This is a genomic window from Bacillus sp. FSL K6-0138 (genome assembly GCF_037982765.1).
In the GTDB taxonomy this organism is placed as follows: Bacteria; Bacillota; Bacilli; order Bacillales; family Bacillaceae; genus Bacillus; species Bacillus glycinifermentans.
Genome location: NZ_CP150286.1, coordinates 146,653 through 167,253, shown reverse-complemented (window position 1 = coordinate 167,253; position 20,601 = coordinate 146,653). Strand labels below are relative to the sequence as shown.

The window sequence follows — 20,601 nt, the reverse complement described above, 5'->3', positions numbered from 1 at the left end:
TTATCTTGGTTGATCTTTGAACCTCCCTCAAAATTCACCTGAGTGAAGCAACTTGTGTCATTACCGTCCTCATCGTGTGCCATTCTTGCTGCTGCAAGTATTCGATAACAAAACCTTGGTTCTAACATCTGGGGTTCCCCTTTCAAAGTGTTTTACGCTGACTCTTTCTCAGCTGTAGCAATCCAAGTTTTCAAAGTCGTCAAACGTTCATCGGCTTTTCCTTTCGGTAATTTGTTCAAATCTGTAATTTTTAAGGCTGTCATAACAGCATCAAAAGTTCCTTTTCCGCGCAGTTCAATGAATCTATCTGCTAACACTTGAAATTCATCTTTTTGCTCCTGTGTAATCATTTCAGGCGGCTTTGTTGCCTCCACTTTTTGCTGGAAGGCGTCCGGGTCATCCTGATCAGTAGGAACATTAAATTGTTTCAACAAGAAATACTTTTCCGCATAAGTCAGGGCCTTACCGACACCCTTTTCCCCACCGATATCGATGCCTTGTGCATAGAAAGTTGTCGTTATTGTTTCTTCCGGCTTTTCTGCATTAACCCATTTGTATTCGATGTCTAGTTCCGTAAAGTATGTGGTACGGTTCCCGTTTTTCTCCGCTGTGACCTTTTTGTCTATGATTGCCGGAATTAGTAGTAATCCAAGTTCGTCTATTTTTTCCCGGATCGCTCCAACGACCTGACTTGATCCGGTATAATTGTATTGATGACCTTGGTTTGCTTTTTTCAAGTAAGGAACGGCTTTCCTAACCTCGATCAGCTTTTGATATATGTTCATTTGTCATCCACCTCAACCGTGAATTTATCTTCCCTGTCAACCACCGTGACGCCTGGGATGATCTCGCCTTCATCATCAATCAGTTTGTCGCCGAACACCGTGCATTTATTTTTGATAGAAGCCCAATCTACATCTTGTTTAATCCTGACGAATCCTTTAGATTCGGCGTATTTCATCAGCTCTTTTTCATCGCGCTGGTACTCTGGCTGCTGCTTTATTAATTTGATTGTCCCGTACGGCAACCGCAGCATCTTTTTAGGCTTTTTGCCGCTTTCTCGCTGTTTCCTGACTTCCTCACGCATATATCGTTCAAGTCGATGTTTGTAGAAGTTTTCTCGCTCGACATACTCCTTATTTGCATCCTCGCGCCATAACTTGATCTTTTCCATTTCCATTAAGAGCCTATCTATTTGCTTGTCGGCCACCGCATCTATTTCAGCCTGCTTTCTTTTGTAATAAGCGATGCGCCGCTGCGCTTCTGTTGCCGTTTCCAGATCATGAACCTCAAATATTTCCGGTTCCTCCGTGTTCCCAGGCATCTGAGCAAGCAGTTCTTTTTTGATTTCTTCGATTTCAGCCATCGTTCAATCACCTTCCATATTGTTTTTTAGGTGGAAGACTGATATAATTTGTAATTGGAAAGTTTATCTACGCCTTTCCACCAGCCGCTAATTCAATTGGTATTTGATCTCGTTTGAACCTTTTTACAGGTTCTTTTTTTATGCCTCGTCATCTTCGTTGTCTTCCTCGTCTTCGTACCGCAAATACTCTTTTGGGTAGCCGAAACGGTTAATTTCTGTGATCATTGGGTGCTCGATGTTCATTTGAATCCACTCCTTTGCTGGACATTACTTGTTTGACCAAATTCAAAATAAACTTGTTCTCTTTGGTGATTTCCTCATGGAGAAGTTGTACAGCTCCCTTGATTTCTTGTTCTGAATAGCCCATAGATTTCGCATTCTGCAAAATGTAAGATGCCAACTTGAATTTTTTATGATTCATTTAAACGGCTCCTTTTTTCTCTGAACTTTTTAAACCGCTGATCCCATACAAGATGTAATTCAGGATAGTTTCGGATTCTCGCGCACCAGGCACGCACTTCTAATGCTGTGGTTGGCTTGTGAATGAAATGGATCATCAATGAACCCTCCTTACCGGCTTAACATCTAATCCCCTTTTCGCGAACTTGGAAGCTATTTCGTGCAGTTGTACAATTTGTTCAGGGTGTTCCATCTTCTTTAGTTCTTTGCTGTGTTGGGCGATTGATTCCGCTAATTCTCTGCATCCGTCAAAATCCCCGTCCTTAATCGCCGCAGTCAATAATTCAGACGCCATAAATTGCATTGAGTCAAACAGTCTTTGCGCCTTTTCGCGGTCGCTTTTTAGAAAATGATTGATATTCACTTTAAACCGCCTGCCTTTCTTCATTTCTCGACATTGCTACATGATCCAAAATCGCTTTCCGTGTCCATCGGTCGGCCAATTCCTGAATTTTAAGGCCGTGATTACGGGCTAATGAGTAGATAAGCGTCTTGTTAGCCGCAATCAGATCGAAAATCTGTTTAATCTCATTCATCGGCAGTTCAGCAGATCGCCCCGGACGGTCACGGGCTATCCATCTACTCAGGCTTTTCAGTGATAGCAGCGCTTCCTCAAGTTGATGCTCCATGTTGATCACCGCTGTGCTGGCGCTTTCGTTTAATGCTGGATCAATCGGCGCCGATGCTGTCGGATGCAGTCGGAAAAGGTAATGTACAAGGTCGATGTGTTCGTATGCTTCGCAGATTTCAAACCACTTTATGCAAAACTGCGGTGTCAGTCTGACAAGCCCCTTTTCAACATTTGATATTGACTTTTGATCGTACTTTCCTAGCAATTTGCCTATCTGCGACTGCGAGAGTCCGTATTTTTTTCTAACTTCACGCATTACTGCGGGTAAATTGTCGAGATTATATGGATTGTTCTCCATACGTTCGCCCCCTGATTTACTGGTTTTTTTCTGATAAAATTTTTAAATGAAGAGAAAAGATTCTATGATGTCTATTGACTTACGCCGATTGTGAGGACACAAACTTGTTCACGAAATAAATTTGCCCTTTTCCTGTCACTTTTGGCGTGCGTGTGGTTCTGATTGAGCCGTCACTGTTTACAATGGTGCTTTTCTTGATTTCGAACAGCCCCATGTCCATGCTGCGTTGAGTCGGAAGGTTTAACGATTCACCTTTCTTTCGAATCAAATATCCGTTCTCGCGCAGCCATCTGAATAATCTGTTTTGGCCGATCTTCACGCCGTTTTGTTGCAGGATTTTCGCTAATTCACCAACCAAGATTGATGATTCTGACGTTTCAACCGCATCCGCAAACAGCGCTTTAGGCTTCATGACCTCGATTTGTTTACTTTGCTCTTTCATGGTGTGCAAAGTGACTTTGAAAAGCTGTTTCGTTTGTTCGTCAGCCTGCGGCAGATACGTTTGTATGAATAGATCGTCATTTGCTACATAGCCGCCTGTTTTTCTGATTGTTGGGATGACTTCGTGAGTGATCCATCTTTTGAACTGTTTGGCCTCTGGTTTACGGCTACCGAGGATCAGTGAATATAGGCCGGGTTCATTAACGATCGTTTTATTGGGGTTTCCAATACCCTCATTTAAAATGACAGTATTCTTTTCATCTTCATCCAAACGGCTCAATGCCTGACTCGGGTTGCCGATTTCGAGGACATCGCAGACATCCTTTGCAACAAACCAAGGTTCACCGTTCTTAACGACTGTTCTGACCTGTTGATCTTGATAATTGAAGACTTTTTGCAGTTGATCCATTTAACTCACGCCTTTCTGAAAATAGTTTGTGTTTTCTTCAACCCAGGTTGAATTTTGTTTGATCCATTCAAAAACGAGATCACGTGGGTATCTGGCTTGAATTGTTTTTAATTTCGGGAAAGACTCGATACCTGTCAGCCTTGTCACCGCTGCCGATTTGATTTGAAAAATCTCTTGCAAATGAGTGTTTTTTAATATTGGAGGATAAGTGTATTTTTTTGCGCCGTCCTCCACGCCTTGCTGATAAGCTTTTTCGCAAAGCGCTTTAACAATTTCGAAAACCGTTTCGTTCGGCAAGTTATCAAGTGAGATACCGAGATTAGCCAAAGTGACCGCCTCCTATGCTGTGTTGGATTTTTGATCATGAAAATTCTTCGATTCGTATATTTTGTTTTCAAAAAAATTTTGAATTGGTTCGTCTAAAACTTCTGCAATGTCTTTCAGTAACTCAACATGTATTTTTCTGCGCCCTAATTCATATCCGTTATACGTGGCTGTATGAATTCCTAGACATTTTGCAACAAATTTTTGTGTTATGCCTTTTGATTGTCGGATCATTCTTAAATTTTCATTCACTCTCACGATCATCACCTCCATTATACGTTTCGAAGAACTCTTTAATCACATGATAATTCTTCGATTCGTATATGTCAACAATAAAATATACTTTTTGTTAATTTTTTTTACTCAATATGAAGAATAATGTACAATTTGAAGAAAGAAACAACTTAATGGAGGAATAATTATGGCTCTCGGAGCAAGGATAAGAGCTTTAAGGGAAAAGGAAAATCTAACTCAAAAAGCTTTAGCTGAAAAATTAAATATACCTCACCAAAATCTTTCTAATTATGAACGGGGTTTCAGACAACCTGATTATGAAACCTTAATTAAGATAGCAGATTTTTTTGAGGTTTCCACTGATTATTTACTTCGTGGTGTCGATCCGAAAGTTAAAGATAAAATTTTTGAGGATGAAGCAAAGAAGATTCTAACCGATCCAAAAACATTCCTTGCCGCCCGTGACGGAGAAGTTACACAGGAAATTTTAGATGCTGCCCTCGAAATCATTACGGAGCAACTAAAAGAAGGGCGCAAAAAAAAATCCGATTAAACAAAAGTATTGCAAGTCCAGTCACACACTTATAATAAAATGGGGGTGTTTTATATGGAAAACAAAGGGTTTGAATTGATTTTGAAAGAGATTCAGGCCATTAATAACCGTCTATCTGATCTCGAAAAAAATGTCGCGACTAAAGATGACATCAAAGCATTAAGTGAGAAAATCGATTCTCAGCATGTCGAAAACATCAATTCGGATAACCTTCTACTTGATGAAATCAGCTCCCTTAAAGAAGGCGTCATCTTCGTTAATCGAAAAGTGGCCGATGCAGAATTCGAAATTCATACATTAAAAGCCCGCAAACAACAGTAAGACTATTGTCAAAACTGGTAAAATCCTGTTGAAATGTTATGTGTTTTAGCCTATTATAAAAGACATACATATATATGAACTGGGGGAACTGAACGTGGGAAAAGAAAAAACAAAAAAGCCAATTTATAAGAAATGGTGGTTTTGGTTAATCATCGTTATCATCCTCGGTGCAGCCGCAACAAATGGTGGAAATTCAGAGCAAGCTTCATCAACAAACAAAGAAAAATCCACTGAGAATAAAACGACTGAAACAAAACAAGATACGAAGAAAGAAGAAAAGAAAGAAGAGAAAAAGGAAGAACCGAAGAAAGAAGAGACAAACCCTAAAATCGGCGACGATGTGAAAGTTGGCGATATGAATTATAAAGTCAATGGAAAGAAAACAGCCGATCAGGTTGGACCTTCTGCCTTACCTCAAAAGGCTAGTGATAAATATCTAGTCATTGACGTCACGTTAAAAAACAATGGCAATGATAAAGTAACCGTCGATGCTTCATTCTTCAAGCTTAAACGTGGCGAAAAGACTTATGAAGCTGATTCCGCCGCAAGCATGTCAGCAAACCAAAGCGAGGACGGCAATATTGACAATAGCTTTTTCCTTCAAAACTTGAATCCTGATTCTAAAATCAGTGGAAAAGTAGTATTTGATGTAGCTCCGGAAGTTGCTAACGCAAAAGACCTACAATTACAAGTGCAGACTGGTGCATGGGGAACGGAAACCGGAATCATCGATTTAAAATAATTGATAGCCTCTCAATGAGGCTTTTCTTTCACACGAAAAATAGAACGTATGTTCTTTGTTTTTTTAAAAAAGTATCATCTCAATTTGATAAATGGGCTTAGGAGGCGTTCTTCTTGGTGTATACAAAAAGTCATTTGGAGGATTGGATTGAAAACTTTTACAGAAAAATAAACATCACCTCACCCGAACAAATTAATTTCGAGCGCATAGCCGAGACCTTGGGCATCAGACTTTATTTCAAATCAGGCCCGAGTTTTTCCTTTAAATACAATGATGTGTATACGATTTTTTTAGATAACCGGAAAAGCCGCTGTGAGCAGTGGGACGACTTCGCACACGAATTGTGCCACCTCTTCAGACATGAAGGAGATAAAAAAACAATGCCTAAATTTTGGTCAGATTATCAGGAAAGACAAGCAAATTACTTCTCATATCACTTTTGCATCCCTACTTTTATGCTTCATGGAATGAAAATTACACACGACCATTTTTTTAATGCGCACCTCATTGCCAAAACTTTTAAAGTAACTGAACCATTTGCGAAGGTACGTCTTAATATGTACTTTAACAAAATTCGACTTATTATTTGTTAAAAGATCCTTTAAATCAGAAAGGGGGATAATATGGCTTCATTCCAGCAATACAAGACAAAGTCAGGATATAAATGGCTTTTTAAAATGGGTGTAGGGATCGACCCTAAAACCGGAGATAGAAAAACGACGACCCGCCGGGGTTTCAAGACAAAAAAAGAAGCTGTCGCCGCCGCTGCTGAATTTCAAAAGGTAATCGATAGTAATGCTCTTATTCGAAAAGACTTAACTTTTGAAGATGTGTTCAAGGAATGGTGGGCTGTACATTCTAAAACAATAAAGCGAAGCACCAGATACTCCAAATTATCGAAATTCAACAAGCATATCCTGCCGCTATTCGGCAAATTGAAAATAAAAAACATCACAAAAGCGTATTGCCAAAAAGCAATAAACCGAATAGCCCAAGAAATTAATTCCGCTCAAGATGTGAAAATTCAAGCTAACCTTGTGTTTAAATACGCTCTAAGAATGGATTACATCTCAACGAATCCGATGGCTTATGTTGTTATCCCGAAAAAAGAAGAAAATTTTTTATCGGATGAAGAAGAGAAACGGAACTTTTGGGAAAAAGACGAGATCAAAATTTTTCTTGATAAAGCGCACTCACAACTCACACAGCAAGATTATGTTATGTTTTACGTTCTTATTTTTACTGGCATGCGTAAAGGGGAACTTCTGGCCTTGGAATGGAAAGACGTTGATATAAAAGAAAGAACAATAAATATTAAACAAACATTGTTTTTTGAAGACGGAAAAGAAGTTATCCAAACAGCCAAAAAATATCATTCAAAACGAATCATCACAATTGATGAACAAACCGCTCAAATACTTAAGAAATGGCGCACGCAGCAAAAGGAAATGCTCTTGTCTAATGGAATCACCACAGAAGCCAAATACGTCCTCATACGGGACGATATGCGCCCTCTGAGGCTTGCATATCCAAATGATATTTTAAACCGTATAATAGCTAAAAATAAGCTTCACAGGATCACGATTCATGGATTCAGACATTCGCACGCTTCCATTCTTTTTGAGGCAGGTGCATCCCTTAAAGAAGTACAAGCCCGTTTGGGCCATAAAGAAATACAAACGACTATGAACATCTATACACATGTCACGAAAACCGCAAAAGAAAAAACGGCCGAAACATTTAAAAAGTACATGGAATTATAAGAAATTCAATTAAACGTGGTCAAAATGTGGTCAAAACTCAATTTTAAGCAAAAAACAAGCCCTCTTCCGAGCGACCGGATGAGGGCTTGAACGTTGATATATTAACGTTTTGAGAACTGAGGTGCACGGCGTGCGCCTTTAAGTCCGTATTTTTTACGCTCTTTCATACGTGCGTCACGAGTCAGAAGACCTGCACGTTTTAGAGTCGCACGGTATTCAGGATCTGCTTCAAGCAAAGCGCGTGCGATGCCGTGGCGGATTGCGCCTGATTGTCCGGAGAAGCCGCCTCCTTTAACATTAACCAAAACATCGTAGCTTCCAGTTGTTTCAGTTAAAGTTAACGGTTGTTTAATATCTTCGATCAGCGCTTCTGATGGAATGTATTCGTTGATATCGCGATTATTAACGACGATACGGCCTTCCCCTGGAACAAGACGTACACGAGCTACAGAGCTTTTACGACGGCCAGTACCGTAATATTGAACCTGTGCCAAATTGGTAACCTCCCTTTTAATTATCCGCGAAGTTCGTAAACTTCAGGTTTTTGTGCTGCATGTGGATGCTCAGAACCACGGTATACGTTCAATTTTTTGAACATTTGACGACCGAGAGAACCCTTTGGAAGCATGCCTTTGATTGCAAGCTCAAGCATTTTCTCAGGGTAATTTGTACGCATTTCGTTAGCAGTTCTTGTTTTCAATCCGCCTGGATGCTGAGTGTGACGGTAGTAGATTTTATCAGTCAACTTTTTACCAGTTAACTCGATTTTTTCAGCGTTGATGATGATGACATGGTCTCCAGTATCAACGTGTGGTGTATATGTTGGTTTGTGCTTTCCGCGTAGGATAGATGCAACTTCAGAAGCAAGGCGTCCAAGAGTCTTGCCTTCAGCATCAACAACAAACCATTTACGTTCAACTTCATTCGCTTTCGCCATAGGTGTTGTGCGCATGATTTTCCCTCCTAGTATCACTTCAATTCAATCTAATACGTTCTATTTCAAAACACAATAAGTTTCCGGGGCTTATCGTGGGGTTGAAATACATACCATATGATATCTTATAACTTTCTGTACTCGCTGTCAAGAAAATGTTACACCTGGTTTAGTTGTCATAGATGACGTTCCATAGGTACAATCCATGGGCCGGTGCAGTACGCCCCGCCGCATCGCGGTTTTTGGCTTCGATCATCCCTTCGATGTCATCGGGTGAAAATTTGCCTGTACCGACTTGGAGGAGCGTGCCGGCAATGATCCTGACCATATTGTACAAGAATCCGCTGCCGACGACCCTCATTTGCAGGCCGTCTTCGGTTTCAGACCATTCAAGCTCATAAATCGTCCTGACTTTATCTTTCACCTCGGTTTTGGCCGTGCAAAAACTTGTGAAATCGTGGGTGCCGACCAAAAACCGCGATGCTTTCTCCACCTTCTGCATATCGAGTTCGTACGGGATGTGATATGCGTAATGGCGTTTGAACACATTCGGGTATCTTCCCCTGTAAATCATGTACCTGTATTCTTTTTTCTTTGCAGAAAACCGCGCATGAAACTGGTCATCGACAACCTCCGCTTTCGTGACCGCTACATCGTCAGGAAGCAGAGCATTTAAAGCATACGGCCATTTTGCCACAGGGATGGAAAGCGGACTGTCAAAATGAATCGTCTGTCCGACCGCATGAACGCCGCTGTCGGTTCTTCCGGATGAAACGACGGGAATGCGCTCCTTCGTTTTATGAAGGGTTTTCAGCGCCTTTTCCAGCTCATCCTGCACGGTTCTCTGCCCAGGCTGGACCTGATAACCGTAAAAAAGATGTCCGTCGTATGAAATGGTGCACTTTACTCTCATCATGTATCACCTAAGTCCGCAATAGGATTAATAAGGCTGCAAGAATGACTAAAATGAGGAGAACGGCAGTGTCCTTCCCTTTCCATGTCAGCTGCCTGTACTTCGTACGGCCTTCCCCTCCCCGGTAGCCGCGCGCCTCCATCGCCGTCGCCAGTTCTTCAGCTCTTTTAAAGGCGCTGACAAACAGCGGGACAAGAAGGGGAACGACCGCTTTGACGCGGTCTTTCAGCGGACCGCTTGTAAAATCTGCGCCTCTCGCCATTTGCGCCTTCATGATCTTATCCGTCTCTTCGATAAGAGTCGGTATAAATCGAAGCGAAATGGACATCATTAAAGCGAGTTCGTGAACGGGCAGCTTCAGTTTTTTAAACGGGCCGAGCAAACGCTCAAGCCCATCCGTTACTTCGATCGGAGTGGTTGTCAGCGTTAAAAGCGTCGTGATGACGATCAAATAAATAAACCGAAGCGAAATAAAAATGCCCTGAACAAGACCCTGCTCATAAATTTTAAATAAGCGGAGATCGGCGAGGACGGGTCCTTCACGCGTCATTAGGATATGGAGCAGAAACGTAAACAGCACGATCCATACCACCGGTTTCATCCCTTTTAAAAGAAACCGGACGGGGACTTTCGACAAGGCGGCCGCAAGAACGGTAAACACGCCGAGCAAAGCGTATGTTACGGTGTTATTGGCAAAAAAAACGATAAAGACGAAAAGAAATATGGATAACAGCTTCGTACGCGGATCAAGACGATGGATAACCGAAGAACCAGGAACATACTTGCCGATAATGATACTATCCATCATAGGGCATTTTCCTCCTGAAAGAGCGCTTTAATTTCGGAAGCCGCTTCTTCGATCGTCAGGATCGGCGATTTAAACCTGATGCCGAATGCCTCTTCAAGCCGTTTTTGAAATTTAATCGTTTCCGGCATATCAAGGCCGAAAGCCGAAATTTCATCGCTTTTTGAAAAGATCTCGCGAGGGGTTCCTTTTGCTTTTACAGTCCCCTTGTGCATGACGATCAGCTCGTCGGCATATGCTGCTGCGTCTTCCATACTGTGGGTGACGAGAATTGTCGTCAGCTTTCTCTTTTTGTGCAAATCGTAAAACATGTCCATGATTTCTTTGCGGCCTCTTGGATCAAGCCCTGCAGTCGGTTCATCGAGAACGAGAACCTCGGGCTCCATCGCCAGCACTCCCGCAATTGCCACGCGTCTCATTTGTCCGCCGCTCAGCTCGAACGGAGACCGGTCGCTCAGCTCCTCAGGCAGTCCAACAAGCTTCAGCATTTCCCTTGCCTTTTCTTCAGCCTGCTTTTGGCTTACCCCAAAATTGACGGGTCCAAAAGCAATGTCCTTTAAAATCGTTTCTTCGAACAGCTGGTGTTCCGGAAACTGAAACACGATGCCGACTTTTTTTCGGAGCGCTTTTAAGTGCTTATTCTTTTTTCCTGCTTCAATCACTTCTTTACCGAGGCGGATCTGTCCTTTCGTCGGCTTTAACAGCCCGTTCAGGTGCTGAAGCAAGGTCGATTTCCCTGACCCTGTATGCCCGATAACGGCGACATAGCTTCCCTCGTTGATCACGGCATTGACATCGTAAAGCGCCAGGCGTTCAAAAGGCGTTTTCATCTGGTATCGGTGCTCTACATCTTTGATCGCAATGTCCATAGCTCATTCACCAATCCTTCTTGTGTCAGATGATCGCCGTTTACAGCCAGTCCTCTTTCTTTTAAGAGCCGGCCAAGCTGAACGGAAAAAGGCAGGTCAAGTCCGATTTCAATGAGTTCTTTATCGCGGCGGAAGACTTCTTCCGGCGATCCTTCGGCATATTTTTTTCCGCCGTTCATGACGATGATCCGGTCCGCCTTTGCCGCCTCGTTTAAATCATGGGTAATCGAAATGACCGTCACCATTCCTTCGTCTTTTAACCGTCTGACCGTCTCAAGCACTTCCTCTCTTCCCATCGGGTCGAGCATTGAAGTGGCTTCATCAAGGATCATGATGTCAGGCCGGGCGGCAAGCACTCCCGCAATCGCCACACGCTGCTTTTGCCCTCCTGAGAGATGGTGCGGCTCTTGATCGAGAAAGTCCTGCATATTCACCTGTTGAACAGCCCAATCTACCCTTTCCACCATGTCTTCTCTTGGAACGCCGTTGTTTTCTAAACCAAAAGCCACATCATCGCGAACGGTGGTCCCGACAAATTGGTTATCGGGATTTTGAAAAACCATGCCGACTTTTTTCCTGACATCCCAGACCGTTTCTTCTGTCAGCTTGATGCCGCCGACTTCGATCGATCCTTCATCAGGCAGAATCAGGCCGTTTAAAGCCCGGGCAAGCGTCGATTTCCCTGAACCATTGTGGCCGACGATCGCGAGCCATTCTCCTTTCGAAACATGAAACGATACATGATCAAGCGCAGCACTGTCCGCGTCTTTCTGGTAACGGAATGTGATATCCTCTACAGCTATCAATCGCTCTTGATTCATTTTGCCCATCCGGCCTCCTCTCATCTAAAAACTCTGCTTATCTGACTATTCGTTAACGACAAAAAAACCCGATATCTAAAAAAAGGGCATAGATCCAGTTAAAAACTGTCCCGCCCTTCTTTAGACACACAATATATGTGATTAAACCAATTCGATGATAGCCATTGGTGCTCCGTCACCACGGCGAGGACCAAGCTTCATAATGCGTGTGTATCCGCCTTGGCGCTCTTCATAACGAGGTGCTACTTCAGAGAAAAGTTTTTGAAGTGCATCTTGGTCTTTCTCTGCGTCTGCTACCTCGTTGCGGATGTATGCAGCTGCTTGGCGGCGTGCGTGTAAATCTCCACGCTTGCCAAGTGTAATCATTTTTTCTACAACAGAGCGAAGTTCTTTCGCGCGAGCTTCTGTTGTTTCGATTCTTTCGTTGATGATCAAGTCTGTTGTAAGATCACGCAGCATTGCTTTACGCTGTGCACTAGTGCGTCCCAGTTTTCTGTATGACATGTGGTGTCCCCTCCTTTATTGAAATACTCTATCTGAAATAAAAAACACACGAAAATCCTAGTTCACATGGAAACTAGTCAATCGTCTTTGCGAAGGCCGAGTCCAAGCTCTTCAAGTTTCGCTTTCACTTCTTCAAGTGATTTGCGACCCAGGTTGCGAACTTTCATCATATCTTCTTCAGTCTTGTTCGCAAGCTCTTGAACCGTATTGATGCCCGCACGTTTCAAGCAGTTGTAAGAACGGACGGAAAGGTCAAGTTCTTCAATTGTCATCTCCAGAACTTTTTCTTTCTGATCCTCTTCTTTTTCAACCATGATTTCAGCATGCTGGGCTTCGTCGGTCAAGCCGACAAAAATATTAAGGTGTTCAGTTAAAATCTTTGAACCAAGCGCAATCGCTTCTTTTGGTCCAGTGCTTCCATCTGTCCATACGTCAAGCGTAAGTTTGTCATAGTTTGTAATCTGACCCACACGAGTATTCTCTACTTGATATGAAACGCGAGAAACAGGTGTATAGATGGAATCAATCGGGATGACGCCAATCGGCTGATCGTCTCTTTTATTCGCATCAGCTGGTGTGTACCCGCGACCTCTTTGAGCTGTTAAGCGAACTCGGAAACTCGCGTTTTGGCCAAGAGTCGCAATGTGAAGATCAGGATTCAAAATCTCAACATCACTGTCGTGGGTAATATCAGCAGCCGTTACAACTCCTTCACCCTGAACATCAATCTCAAGCGTCTTCTCTTCTTCAGAGTAGATTTTCAATGCAAGTTTTTTAATGTTTAAGATAATCGTTGTAACATCTTCAACAACGCCTTCAATCGTCGAGAATTCATGCAGTACACCATCTATCTGGATCGATGTTACAGCGGCACCAGGGAGTGAGGATAAAAGGATACGACGTAAGGAGTTACCCAAAGTTGTACCATATCCACGCTCAAGTGGCTCTACGACAAATTTACCATACTTGGCATCGTCGCTGATTTCAACCGTTTCGATTTTTGGTTTTTCAATCTCGATCATTTCATAAAACCCTCCTTCAAAACGTCGAAACCCCGGACAGAATTCCTCTCATTCTATCCGAAATTCCCCATTGTTTAGTCCCGTATGTGCTCAGGCAACGAGTGTGCATTCGTTTTATAAATTAACTGTATCATAACCCATTATTGACAGGGACACAAAATCTATACAAACAAATTACACGCGGCGACGTTTTGGCGGACGGCAACCGTTATGAGGAACAGGCGTTACGTCTCTGATCGCAGTAACTTCAAGTCCGGCAGCTTGCAGTGCACGGATTGCAGCTTCACGGCCAGAACCCGGTCCTTTAACAGTAACTTCAAGAGTTTTCAGTCCATGTTCCATTGAAGCTTTTGCAGCTGTTTCAGCGGCCATTTGTGCAGCGAATGGAGTGGATTTACGAGATCCTTTAAATCCTAGAGCTCCGGCACTTGACCAAGAAAGAGCATTGCCATGAACATCAGTAATTGTAACGATCGTGTTGTTGAAAGTTGAACGAATATGAGCGATTCCAGATTCAATATTCTTTTTCACGCGGCGTTTACGCGTGTTTGATTTACGAGCAGCAGCCATTGTTCAAATACCTCCCTTGCTTATTTTTTCTTGTTAGCTACAGTACGACGCGGACCTTTACGAGTACGCGCATTGTTTTTCGTATTTTGACCGCGAACAGGCAATCCGCGACGATGGCGAATTCCGCGGTAGCTTCCGATTTCGATCAGACGTTTGATGTTAAGAGACACTTCACGGCGAAGGTCACCTTCAACTTTCAATTTGTCGATCGCGTCACGGATTTTACCAAGTTCCTCTTCAGTCAAATCACGAACGCGAGTATCTTCAGAAACACCAGCTTCTTTTAATACTTGCTGAGCCGTTGTACGGCCGATTCCATAGATGTATGTCAATGAAATAACAACACGTTTGTCACGTGGGATATCTACACCAGCAATACGAGCCATTCTCTCTCGCACCTCCTTAAAAATTAGCCTTGTTTTTGTTTATGCTTTGGATTTTCACAGATCACCATTACTTTTCCTTTTCTGCGAATGACCTTGCATTTTTCACAGATCGGTTTAACTGATGGTCTCACTTTCATGTGTTTCCAACCTCCTTCAATTTCCGGAGTGCCTTATTTGTAACGGTACGTAATTCTACCACGAGTTAAGTCATATGGAGATAATTCTACCGTAACTTTGTCTCCAGGTAAAATGCGAATGAAGTGCATACGGATCTTACCGGATACATGAGCCAAAACCGTGTGGCCATTTTCAAGTTCAACTTTGAACATTGCGTTTGGCAGCGTTTCGACTACTGTACCTTCCACTTCAATTACATCGTCTTTCGCCATTCAAGTGTTCTCCCTTCTTCAAATCAGTAACTTGCTCTCTGACAAATTTCAAAAGAGAATATCTCAATTTTCCATTTGTCACACGCCCAGTTTCGTTTATACTGTTCTGAACTTCCGGAGATACGCAATCATAAAAGGTTAAATGATTGATATTCTTTTTCTTAGGAGAATGAAATTTACGTTTTTCTCCGTCTGCTACCAGCACATGATGATGATCGAAGATATCGATAACAACTGCGTATTGGTTCGTTTCGCGTCCTCGTGTAATACGTACGAACTGTCCAATTTCAGGCGTTTTCCGAATCATCTCATTCACCTAGGCTTTTGTCAGTATATCAAAACCTGTCTCCGTAATCGCAATCGTGTGTTCAAAATGAGCACACTTTTTCCCGTCCACAGTAACAACCGTCCAATTATCAGCCAGCGTTTTGACATACCGGCTGCCTGCGTTGACCATCGGTTCAATGGCCAAGACCATGCCGGGCTTTAACCGCGGACCTTTATTCGGCGGACCGTAGTGAGGAATTTGCGGGTCCTCATGCAGATCCTGCCCGACCCCATGTCCGACATATTCCCTGACAACAGAAAAATGTTCGCTTTCGACATACGTTTGTATTGCGTGGGAAATATTCGACAAACGTTCTCCCGGTTTTGCTTCCTGCAAGCCTCTATATAAAGATTCCTCTGTCACGTCCAGCAGCTTTTGATCCTCATCGCTGATCGTTCCCACTGGATACGTCCATGCAGAGTCACCATGATAACCGTTTAGCTTCGCACCGATATCGATGCTGATGATGTCTCCGTCACGAAGCACCCGGCTTCCAGGTATACCGTGAACCAGCTCTTCGTTGACTGAAACGCAAATGCTCCCGCGAAAACCATTATACCCTTTAAAAGATGGGATTGCACCCTGCTTCGTAATAAAACGTTCGGCAATTTGATCCAATTCTTTTGTCGAGATTCCGGGTGTAATGTGCTTTTTAAGCTCCTCGTGAGTTAAAGCAACAATCCGGCCTGCTTCACGCATGATTTCGATTTCTCGGGGAGTTTTACAAATAATCATTTGTCCCGGCCTCCGAGAAGCTCTTTTATATCTGCGTAAACTTCATTGATGTGCTGTTGCCCTTCAATGTTTACAAGATATCCTTTATCCGCATAAAAATCGAGTAAAGGCTGAGTCTGCTTCAAGTTGACCTCAAGACGCGTGGATACCGTAGCCTCATTATCATCTTCGCGCTGATAGAGTTCTCCTCCACACTTGTCGCATACATTTTCCTTTGCAGGCGGATTAAAGACTAAATGATAAGTTGCACCGCAATTTTTGCAGATTCTGCGCCCAGTAAGACGTTCCATCAAGGCATCTTTATCGACTTGAATATTGATGACATAATCAATCGACTTGCCCAGTTCTTTAAGAATTTCCTCTAGTGCCTCAGCTTGAGCGACTGTTCTCGGAAATCCGTCCAGAAGAAAACCCCGGTCACAATCATTCTTGCCAAGTCTCTCCCTGACAATACCAATCGTCACTTCATCCGGAACAAGTTCACCTTTATCAATGTATGATTTGGCTTCAAGTCCAAGATCCGTTTCTTCTTTCATGGCAGCGCGGAACATGTCTCCTGTTGAGATATGAGGTATCCCAAAATCGTCAACAATCCGTTCAGCCTGTGTTCCTTTACCGGCTCCAGGCAGTCCCATTAAGACTAAGTTCATTTCGGATTCCCCGTCCTCTCTATTTTTAGAGGGAATGGGCACATCCCATTTCCTCTAGTGCTTCATAAATCCACGATAGTTTCGCTTCACCAGCTGGCTTTCAAGCTGCTTCATAGTTTCAAGTGCTACACCGATCACAATCAGCAAGCTCGTGCCGCCGATTTGTGCAGAAGAAGGCAGCCCAGCAAAATTAACGAACAAGACAGGAAGAATGGCGATCACAGCCAAGAATATGGAGCCGACAAATGTAAGTCGATACAAAATGCTCGTAATTCTTTCCTGAGTCATTTTTCCTGGACGAACTCCCGGAATATAGCCACCTTGTTTTTTAAGATTATCGGCCATTTGCTCAGGGTTTACCTGGACAAATGCATAGAAGTAGGTAAAGGCAATAATCAATGCTGCATAGACGCACATTCCGACCGGATGCGTGTAATCAAACGTTTTTTGGATCCAGTTCGTTACATCGTTGGAGCCAAAGAATGATGCCACGGTCCGCGGCGTAATGATAAACGAAACAGCAAAGATGACCGGAATGACACCCGCCGGGTTAACTTTCAGCGGCAGATGCGTTGACTGACCGCCAGGAGCAGGTGAACGGCCTGAACCTTTTGCATATTGAATTGAGATTTTTCTTACCGCCTGTTGAATAAAAATAACTCCAACGACGATCGCCAAAATCGCAACCAATATAATGACAACCTTTAAGATTTGCATGAATAACTGATCTCCAGCATCTACAAACTGCTGAGCATAGATCTGATTGATCGTCTGCGGAATACCGGCAACGATACCAGCAAAGATGATGATGGAAATTCCGTTGCCAACTCCATGAGCCGTGATTTGTTCACCGAGCCACATTAAAAAAGCAGTTCCGGCAGTGAGTACAATCGCAATGGTCAAATAAGTGCCGACTCCCGGGTCATTGATTAACGCGCCGCCGGCCATGTTATTAAACCCGTAGGACATACCTAAAGCTTGGATGAAACCAAGAACGATTGTGAAGTACCTTGTGAACTGAGCTAATTTACGGCGGCCAACTTCACCCTGCTTCGACCATTCCGTGAACTTCGGAACAACATCCATCTGCAAAAGCTGAATGATAATTGAAGCGGTGATGTATGGCATAATCCCCATCGCGAGAATGGAAAAGTTGTATAATGCACCGCCGCCAAATGTGTTTAGGACCCCAAATACGCTCATTTGATCCTGTGCCTTCAGAACCTCTGTATTTACATTCGGCACAGGAATGAATGAACCGATACGAAAGACGATAAGCATTAAAAGAGTGAAGATAATCTTATTCCGAATATCCTTCACACGCATAAAATTGGAGATTGTCTTAAACAAGTTAGATCACCTCAGCTGTACCGCCAGCAGCCTCAATTGCTTGTTTAGCAGAAGCGGAGAATTTATTGGCTTTAACAGTTAATTTCTTTTCTAATTTACCGTCGCCAAGAATTTTCACTCCAGATTTCAACTTGCTGATTACACCTGTTTCTAAAAGAAGTTCAGGAGTAACTTCCGTCCCTTCTGCAAAGCTGTTGAGTTTGTCTAGGTTGATCACAGCGAATTCCTTGCGGTTGATGTTTGTAAAACCGCGTTTAGGAAGACGTTGGAATAAAGGCATTTGTCCACCCTCGAATCCAGGACGTACACCGCCGCCAGAACGAGCGTTTTGACCTTTATGACCTTTACCAGCTGTTTTACCGTTACCTGAACCAATACCACGACCTACGCGGTTGCGCGTTTTGCGTGAACCTTCTGCGGGCTTTAATTCATGAAGTTTCATTAGGACACCTCCTTAGCCTATCATTTATTTTTATTGTTGTTCTTTAACAGAAACTAAATGAGATACTTTGTTGATCATGCCGCGGATCGCAGCGTTATCTTCGTGAACAACGGTTTGGTTTGTTTTCTTTAAACCAAGCGTTCTCACAGTGATGCGCTGATCTTCCGGACGGCCGATTACACTGCGTTTGAGGGTAATTTCTAATTTAGCCATTAATGTTCCCTCCTTATCCTAACAGTTCTTCTACAGATTTTCCACGAAGCTTCGCAACATCCTCAGCGCGCTTCAGTTCGCTCAATCCTTGGATTGTTGCACGGATCATGTTGATCGGTGTGTTAGAACCTAAAGATTTAGAAAGGATATCAGATACACCGGCAAGCTCAAGCACCGCACGTACTGGGCCTCCAGCGATAACTCCCGTACCTTCAGAAGCAGGTTTTAACAAGATGTTTCCTGCACCGAAATGTCCGATGATTTCGTGTGGAATTGTAGTTCCAACCATTGGTACTTCGATCAAATTCTTTTTCGCATCTTCAACAGCTTTGCGGATCGCTTCCGGCACTTCTTGTGCTTTACCAGTTCCGAATCCGACGTGACCGTTCTTGTCACCGACAACGACTAGAGCTGCGAAACGGAAACGACGACCACCTTTAACAACTTTCGCTACGCGGTTAACCGTAACTAAGCGTTCTTCTAACTCTAATTTGCTTGGGTCAATACGACGCATATTCACATGTCCCTCCTTCTTTTATTAAAATTCCAGACCAGCTTCGCGTGCAGCGTCAGCCAATGCTTTTACACGTCCATGATACAGGTATCCGCCACGGTCGAACACGACGTTTTTAATACCTTTCTCAGAAGCGCGTTTTGCAACAAGCTCTCCAACTTTTGCAGCCGCAGACGTATCGCTGCTTTTTTCAGCGTCAAAGTCTTTATCAAGAGTAGATGCACTCACAAGTGTAACACCGTTCACGTCATCGATCACTTGTGCGTAGATATGTTTGTTTGAACGGAAAACATTTAGGCGAGGTCTCTCAGGCGTTCCTGAAAGCTTCGCGCGAACACGGGCGTGTCTTTTAAGACGTGCAGCATTCTTGCTTGTTTTCGTAATCATCCAGAGTCACTCCTTTCTCACTTTAAGCGGTTTTACTTAGCAGATTTACCTTCTTTACGACGAACCATTTCTCCTTCATAGCGGATCCCTTTGCCTTTGTAAGGCTCTGGAGAACGTACAGCGCGGATGTTTGCAGCAGTTGCTCCAACACGCTCTTTATCTGTACCTTTTACGACTATTTTCGTTTGAGACGGAACTTCGATTTCAATTCCGTTTTCAGGAACGATTTCTACCGGATGAGAGTATCCAACGTTCAAAACAAGTTTGTTTCCGGACTTAGAAGCACGGTAACCGACACCGACTAATTCCAAACCTCTTTCAAAACCTTTAGATACACCTTCAACCATGTTTCCGATGATGCTGCGTGTCGTACCATGCAGCGCGCGATGTTCTTTGTTATCAGAAGGACGTTCTACAGTAAGTACATTGTCCTCAATTTTAATGTTCATATCAGGATGAAACGTACGAGTTAATTCTCCTTTTGGTCCTTTCACGGTTACAGTGTTGTCGTTAAGAGTAACTGTAACGCCAGAAGGAATCTCAAGTAGCTTCTTACCTACACGAGACATACCAAGCACCTCCATTCATGTTAAACTTCTTACCAAACGTATGCTAAAACTTCTCCGCCAGCTTGTTTAGCGCGGGCTTCTTTATCTGTTAACACACCATGTGATGTAGAAAGAATCGCGATTCCAAGTCCGTTCAGTACGCGAGGCACTTCGTTTGACTTAGCGTATACGCGCAGACCAGGTTTGCTGATTCTTTTAAGACCAGTGATGACACGTTCGTTGTTTTGTCCGTATTTCAAGAATACACGGATGATGCCTTGTTTGTTGTCTTCAATGTATTCTACGTCACGGATGAAACCTTCTCTTTTCAAGATTTCAGCGATTTCTCTTTTCAATTTAGAAGCGGGGATTTCAAGCTTCTCATGACGTACCATGTTTGCATTACGAATACGAGTCAGCATATCTGCAATCGGATCTGTCATAACCATTATTTAATAACCTCCTTCCCATTAACGGGGATTACCAGCTGGCTTTTTTAACGCCAGGAATTTGTCCTTTATATGCAAGTTCACGGAAACAAATACGGCAAAGTTTAAATTTACGAATTACAGAGTGCGGACGGCCGCAGCGTTCGCAGCGAGTGTACTCTTGCACTTTAAACTTCGGTGTGCGTTTTTGTTTCGCAATCATTGACTTTTTAGCCACGATTTCGCCTCCCT

The 20,601-nt window shown here is 43.2% G+C and carries 35 protein-coding genes; 5 read left to right on the top strand and 30 right to left on the bottom strand.

From position 1 onward, the window contains the following. Positions 1 to 152: 152 nt before the first annotated feature. The 7 genes from MHB78_RS00985 to MHB78_RS00955 form a co-directional block, all read right to left on the bottom strand. Complete coding sequence (locus tag MHB78_RS00985) at positions 153 to 785, bottom strand: ERF family protein (RefSeq protein ID WP_216899347.1); 633 nt, start codon at positions 783 to 785, stop codon at positions 153 to 155. Then, a complete protein-coding gene (locus MHB78_RS00980; protein WP_216899345.1) occupies positions 782 to 1,366 on the bottom strand; it encodes a host-nuclease inhibitor Gam family protein in 585 nt (194 codons plus the stop codon). The genes MHB78_RS00985 and MHB78_RS00980 overlap by 4 nt, the downstream gene beginning before the upstream one ends. A gap of 556 nt (positions 1,367 to 1,922) precedes the next feature. Further along, positions 1,923 to 2,189 carry a YqaH family protein gene (locus tag MHB78_RS00975; protein WP_216899343.1) on the bottom strand — a complete coding sequence of 89 codons (267 nt, stop codon included), beginning with the start codon at positions 2,187 to 2,189 and terminating at the stop codon, positions 1,923 to 1,925. A 1-nt stretch (position 2,190) separates the two neighbouring features. Next, positions 2,191 to 2,754 carry a helix-turn-helix transcriptional regulator gene (locus MHB78_RS00970; RefSeq protein WP_216899340.1) on the bottom strand — a complete coding sequence of 188 codons (564 nt, stop codon included), beginning with the start codon at positions 2,752 to 2,754 and terminating at the stop codon, positions 2,191 to 2,193. Positions 2,755 to 2,833: 79 nt separating this feature from the next. After that, on the bottom strand, positions 2,834 to 3,604 hold the full coding sequence (locus tag MHB78_RS00965) for a phage antirepressor (RefSeq protein WP_216899338.1): 771 nt from the start codon (positions 3,602 to 3,604) through the stop codon (positions 2,834 to 2,836). Beyond that, on the bottom strand, positions 3,605 to 3,931 hold the full coding sequence (locus MHB78_RS00960; RefSeq protein WP_011197842.1) for a hypothetical protein: 327 nt from the start codon (positions 3,929 to 3,931) through the stop codon (positions 3,605 to 3,607). Between the two features lie 12 nt (positions 3,932 to 3,943). Beyond that, complete coding sequence (locus MHB78_RS00955; protein ID WP_216899336.1) at positions 3,944 to 4,186, bottom strand: helix-turn-helix transcriptional regulator; 243 nt, start codon at positions 4,184 to 4,186, stop codon at positions 3,944 to 3,946. A 163-nt stretch (positions 4,187 to 4,349) separates the two neighbouring features. Here MHB78_RS00955 and MHB78_RS00950 point away from each other — a divergent pair, with 163 nt between their 5' ends. The 5 genes from MHB78_RS00950 (at position 4,350) to MHB78_RS00930 (ending at position 7,541) form a co-directional block, all read left to right on the top strand. After that, positions 4,350 to 4,715: a helix-turn-helix transcriptional regulator gene (locus MHB78_RS00950; protein WP_216899334.1), complete on the top strand. Its 366-nt coding sequence runs from the start codon at positions 4,350 to 4,352 to the stop codon at positions 4,713 to 4,715. 54 nt (positions 4,716 to 4,769) lie between these two features. Further along, entirely contained in the window at positions 4,770 to 5,036 is a 267-nt protein-coding gene (locus MHB78_RS00945) for a hypothetical protein (protein WP_216899332.1), read from the top strand. Between the two features lie 94 nt (positions 5,037 to 5,130). Beyond that, positions 5,131 to 5,778: a DUF4352 domain-containing protein gene (locus MHB78_RS00940; protein WP_309245930.1), complete on the top strand. Its 648-nt coding sequence runs from the start codon at positions 5,131 to 5,133 to the stop codon at positions 5,776 to 5,778. A 113-nt stretch (positions 5,779 to 5,891) separates the two neighbouring features. Beyond that, entirely contained in the window at positions 5,892 to 6,371 is a 480-nt protein-coding gene (locus MHB78_RS00935) for an ImmA/IrrE family metallo-endopeptidase (RefSeq protein ID WP_216899330.1), read from the top strand. Between the two features lie 30 nt (positions 6,372 to 6,401). Continuing rightward, complete coding sequence (locus MHB78_RS00930) at positions 6,402 to 7,541, top strand: tyrosine-type recombinase/integrase (protein ID WP_216899328.1); 1,140 nt, start codon at positions 6,402 to 6,404, stop codon at positions 7,539 to 7,541. A gap of 101 nt (positions 7,542 to 7,642) precedes the next feature. On the opposite strand, the gene rpsI is transcribed toward MHB78_RS00930, so the two are convergent. From rpsI to rpsN, 23 genes are all read right to left on the bottom strand, one after another. Then, positions 7,643 to 8,035 carry a 30S ribosomal protein S9 gene (rpsI, locus tag MHB78_RS00925; protein ID WP_046128872.1) on the bottom strand — a complete coding sequence of 131 codons (393 nt, stop codon included), beginning with the start codon at positions 8,033 to 8,035 and terminating at the stop codon, positions 7,643 to 7,645. Between the two features lie 20 nt (positions 8,036 to 8,055). Next, the gene (rplM, locus tag MHB78_RS00920) at positions 8,056 to 8,493 is read right to left on the bottom strand and encodes a 50S ribosomal protein L13 (protein ID WP_046128871.1); all 438 of its coding nucleotides are present in this window, start codon (positions 8,491 to 8,493) and stop codon (positions 8,056 to 8,058) included. A 151-nt stretch (positions 8,494 to 8,644) separates the two neighbouring features. After that, positions 8,645 to 9,388, bottom strand: coding sequence for a tRNA pseudouridine(38-40) synthase TruA (gene truA / locus MHB78_RS00915; RefSeq protein ID WP_046128870.1), 744 nt, complete (start codon positions 9,386 to 9,388; stop codon positions 8,645 to 8,647). A 10-nt stretch (positions 9,389 to 9,398) separates the two neighbouring features. Continuing rightward, the gene (locus MHB78_RS00910; protein ID WP_046128869.1) at positions 9,399 to 10,196 is read right to left on the bottom strand and encodes an energy-coupling factor transporter transmembrane protein EcfT; all 798 of its coding nucleotides are present in this window, start codon (positions 10,194 to 10,196) and stop codon (positions 9,399 to 9,401) included. After that, the gene (locus MHB78_RS00905) at positions 10,193 to 11,062 is read right to left on the bottom strand and encodes an energy-coupling factor ABC transporter ATP-binding protein (RefSeq protein WP_046128868.1); all 870 of its coding nucleotides are present in this window, start codon (positions 11,060 to 11,062) and stop codon (positions 10,193 to 10,195) included. Before MHB78_RS00905 ends, MHB78_RS00910 begins: the two co-directional genes overlap by 4 nt. Then, positions 11,038 to 11,883: an energy-coupling factor ABC transporter ATP-binding protein gene (locus MHB78_RS00900; protein WP_046128881.1), complete on the bottom strand. Its 846-nt coding sequence runs from the start codon at positions 11,881 to 11,883 to the stop codon at positions 11,038 to 11,040. Before MHB78_RS00900 ends, MHB78_RS00905 begins: the two co-directional genes overlap by 25 nt. 141 nt (positions 11,884 to 12,024) lie before the next feature. Then, entirely contained in the window at positions 12,025 to 12,387 is a 363-nt protein-coding gene (gene rplQ, locus MHB78_RS00895; RefSeq protein WP_046128867.1) for a 50S ribosomal protein L17, read from the bottom strand. 77 nt (positions 12,388 to 12,464) lie between these two features. Continuing rightward, complete coding sequence (locus MHB78_RS00890; RefSeq protein WP_046128866.1) at positions 12,465 to 13,409, bottom strand: DNA-directed RNA polymerase subunit alpha; 945 nt, start codon at positions 13,407 to 13,409, stop codon at positions 12,465 to 12,467. A gap of 174 nt (positions 13,410 to 13,583) precedes the next feature. Further along, a complete protein-coding gene (gene rpsK, locus MHB78_RS00885) occupies positions 13,584 to 13,979 on the bottom strand; it encodes a 30S ribosomal protein S11 (RefSeq protein WP_046128865.1) in 396 nt (131 codons plus the stop codon). A 20-nt stretch (positions 13,980 to 13,999) separates the two neighbouring features. Next, positions 14,000 to 14,365: a 30S ribosomal protein S13 gene (gene rpsM / locus MHB78_RS00880; RefSeq protein ID WP_046128864.1), complete on the bottom strand. Its 366-nt coding sequence runs from the start codon at positions 14,363 to 14,365 to the stop codon at positions 14,000 to 14,002. A gap of 23 nt (positions 14,366 to 14,388) precedes the next feature. Then, on the bottom strand, positions 14,389 to 14,502 hold the full coding sequence (gene rpmJ / locus MHB78_RS00875; protein WP_003156543.1) for a 50S ribosomal protein L36: 114 nt from the start codon (positions 14,500 to 14,502) through the stop codon (positions 14,389 to 14,391). 33 nt (positions 14,503 to 14,535) lie between these two features. Then, complete coding sequence (gene infA, locus MHB78_RS00870) at positions 14,536 to 14,754, bottom strand: translation initiation factor IF-1 (RefSeq protein WP_003178377.1); 219 nt, start codon at positions 14,752 to 14,754, stop codon at positions 14,536 to 14,538. Next, positions 14,732 to 15,061, bottom strand: a complete 330-nt coding sequence (locus tag MHB78_RS00865) for a KOW domain-containing RNA-binding protein (RefSeq protein ID WP_046128863.1) — start codon at positions 15,059 to 15,061, stop codon at positions 14,732 to 14,734. Before MHB78_RS00865 ends, infA begins: the two co-directional genes overlap by 23 nt. A 9-nt stretch (positions 15,062 to 15,070) precedes the next feature. Continuing rightward, positions 15,071 to 15,817 (bottom strand): type I methionyl aminopeptidase, encoded by a 747-nt coding sequence (gene map, locus MHB78_RS00860; RefSeq protein WP_046128862.1) that lies wholly within the window; start codon positions 15,815 to 15,817, stop codon positions 15,071 to 15,073. Further along, a complete protein-coding gene (locus MHB78_RS00855) occupies positions 15,814 to 16,467 on the bottom strand; it encodes an adenylate kinase (protein WP_046128880.1) in 654 nt (217 codons plus the stop codon). Before MHB78_RS00855 ends, map begins: the two co-directional genes overlap by 4 nt. A 54-nt stretch (positions 16,468 to 16,521) precedes the next feature. Continuing rightward, positions 16,522 to 17,817 carry a preprotein translocase subunit SecY gene (gene secY / locus MHB78_RS00850; RefSeq protein ID WP_046128861.1) on the bottom strand — a complete coding sequence of 432 codons (1,296 nt, stop codon included), beginning with the start codon at positions 17,815 to 17,817 and terminating at the stop codon, positions 16,522 to 16,524. A 1-nt stretch (position 17,818) separates the two neighbouring features. Continuing rightward, positions 17,819 to 18,259, bottom strand: a complete 441-nt coding sequence (gene rplO / locus MHB78_RS00845) for a 50S ribosomal protein L15 (protein WP_029418438.1) — start codon at positions 18,257 to 18,259, stop codon at positions 17,819 to 17,821. Positions 18,260 to 18,289: 30 nt separating this feature from the next. Beyond that, positions 18,290 to 18,472 (bottom strand): 50S ribosomal protein L30, encoded by a 183-nt coding sequence (rpmD, locus tag MHB78_RS00840; RefSeq protein WP_046128860.1) that lies wholly within the window; start codon positions 18,470 to 18,472, stop codon positions 18,290 to 18,292. A 13-nt stretch (positions 18,473 to 18,485) separates the two neighbouring features. After that, a complete protein-coding gene (gene rpsE, locus MHB78_RS00835; protein ID WP_046128859.1) occupies positions 18,486 to 18,986 on the bottom strand; it encodes a 30S ribosomal protein S5 in 501 nt (166 codons plus the stop codon). Between the two features lie 24 nt (positions 18,987 to 19,010). Beyond that, entirely contained in the window at positions 19,011 to 19,373 is a 363-nt protein-coding gene (gene rplR / locus MHB78_RS00830) for a 50S ribosomal protein L18 (protein ID WP_046128858.1), read from the bottom strand. Between the two features lie 32 nt (positions 19,374 to 19,405). Then, positions 19,406 to 19,942: a 50S ribosomal protein L6 gene (gene rplF / locus MHB78_RS00825; protein ID WP_046128857.1), complete on the bottom strand. Its 537-nt coding sequence runs from the start codon at positions 19,940 to 19,942 to the stop codon at positions 19,406 to 19,408. Between the two features lie 29 nt (positions 19,943 to 19,971). Further along, positions 19,972 to 20,370: a 30S ribosomal protein S8 gene (rpsH, locus tag MHB78_RS00820; protein ID WP_006640329.1), complete on the bottom strand. Its 399-nt coding sequence runs from the start codon at positions 20,368 to 20,370 to the stop codon at positions 19,972 to 19,974. 31 nt (positions 20,371 to 20,401) lie between these two features. Continuing rightward, the gene (gene rpsN, locus MHB78_RS00815) at positions 20,402 to 20,587 is read right to left on the bottom strand and encodes a 30S ribosomal protein S14 (protein WP_003178353.1); all 186 of its coding nucleotides are present in this window, start codon (positions 20,585 to 20,587) and stop codon (positions 20,402 to 20,404) included. Positions 20,588 to 20,601 lie beyond the last annotated feature (14 nt).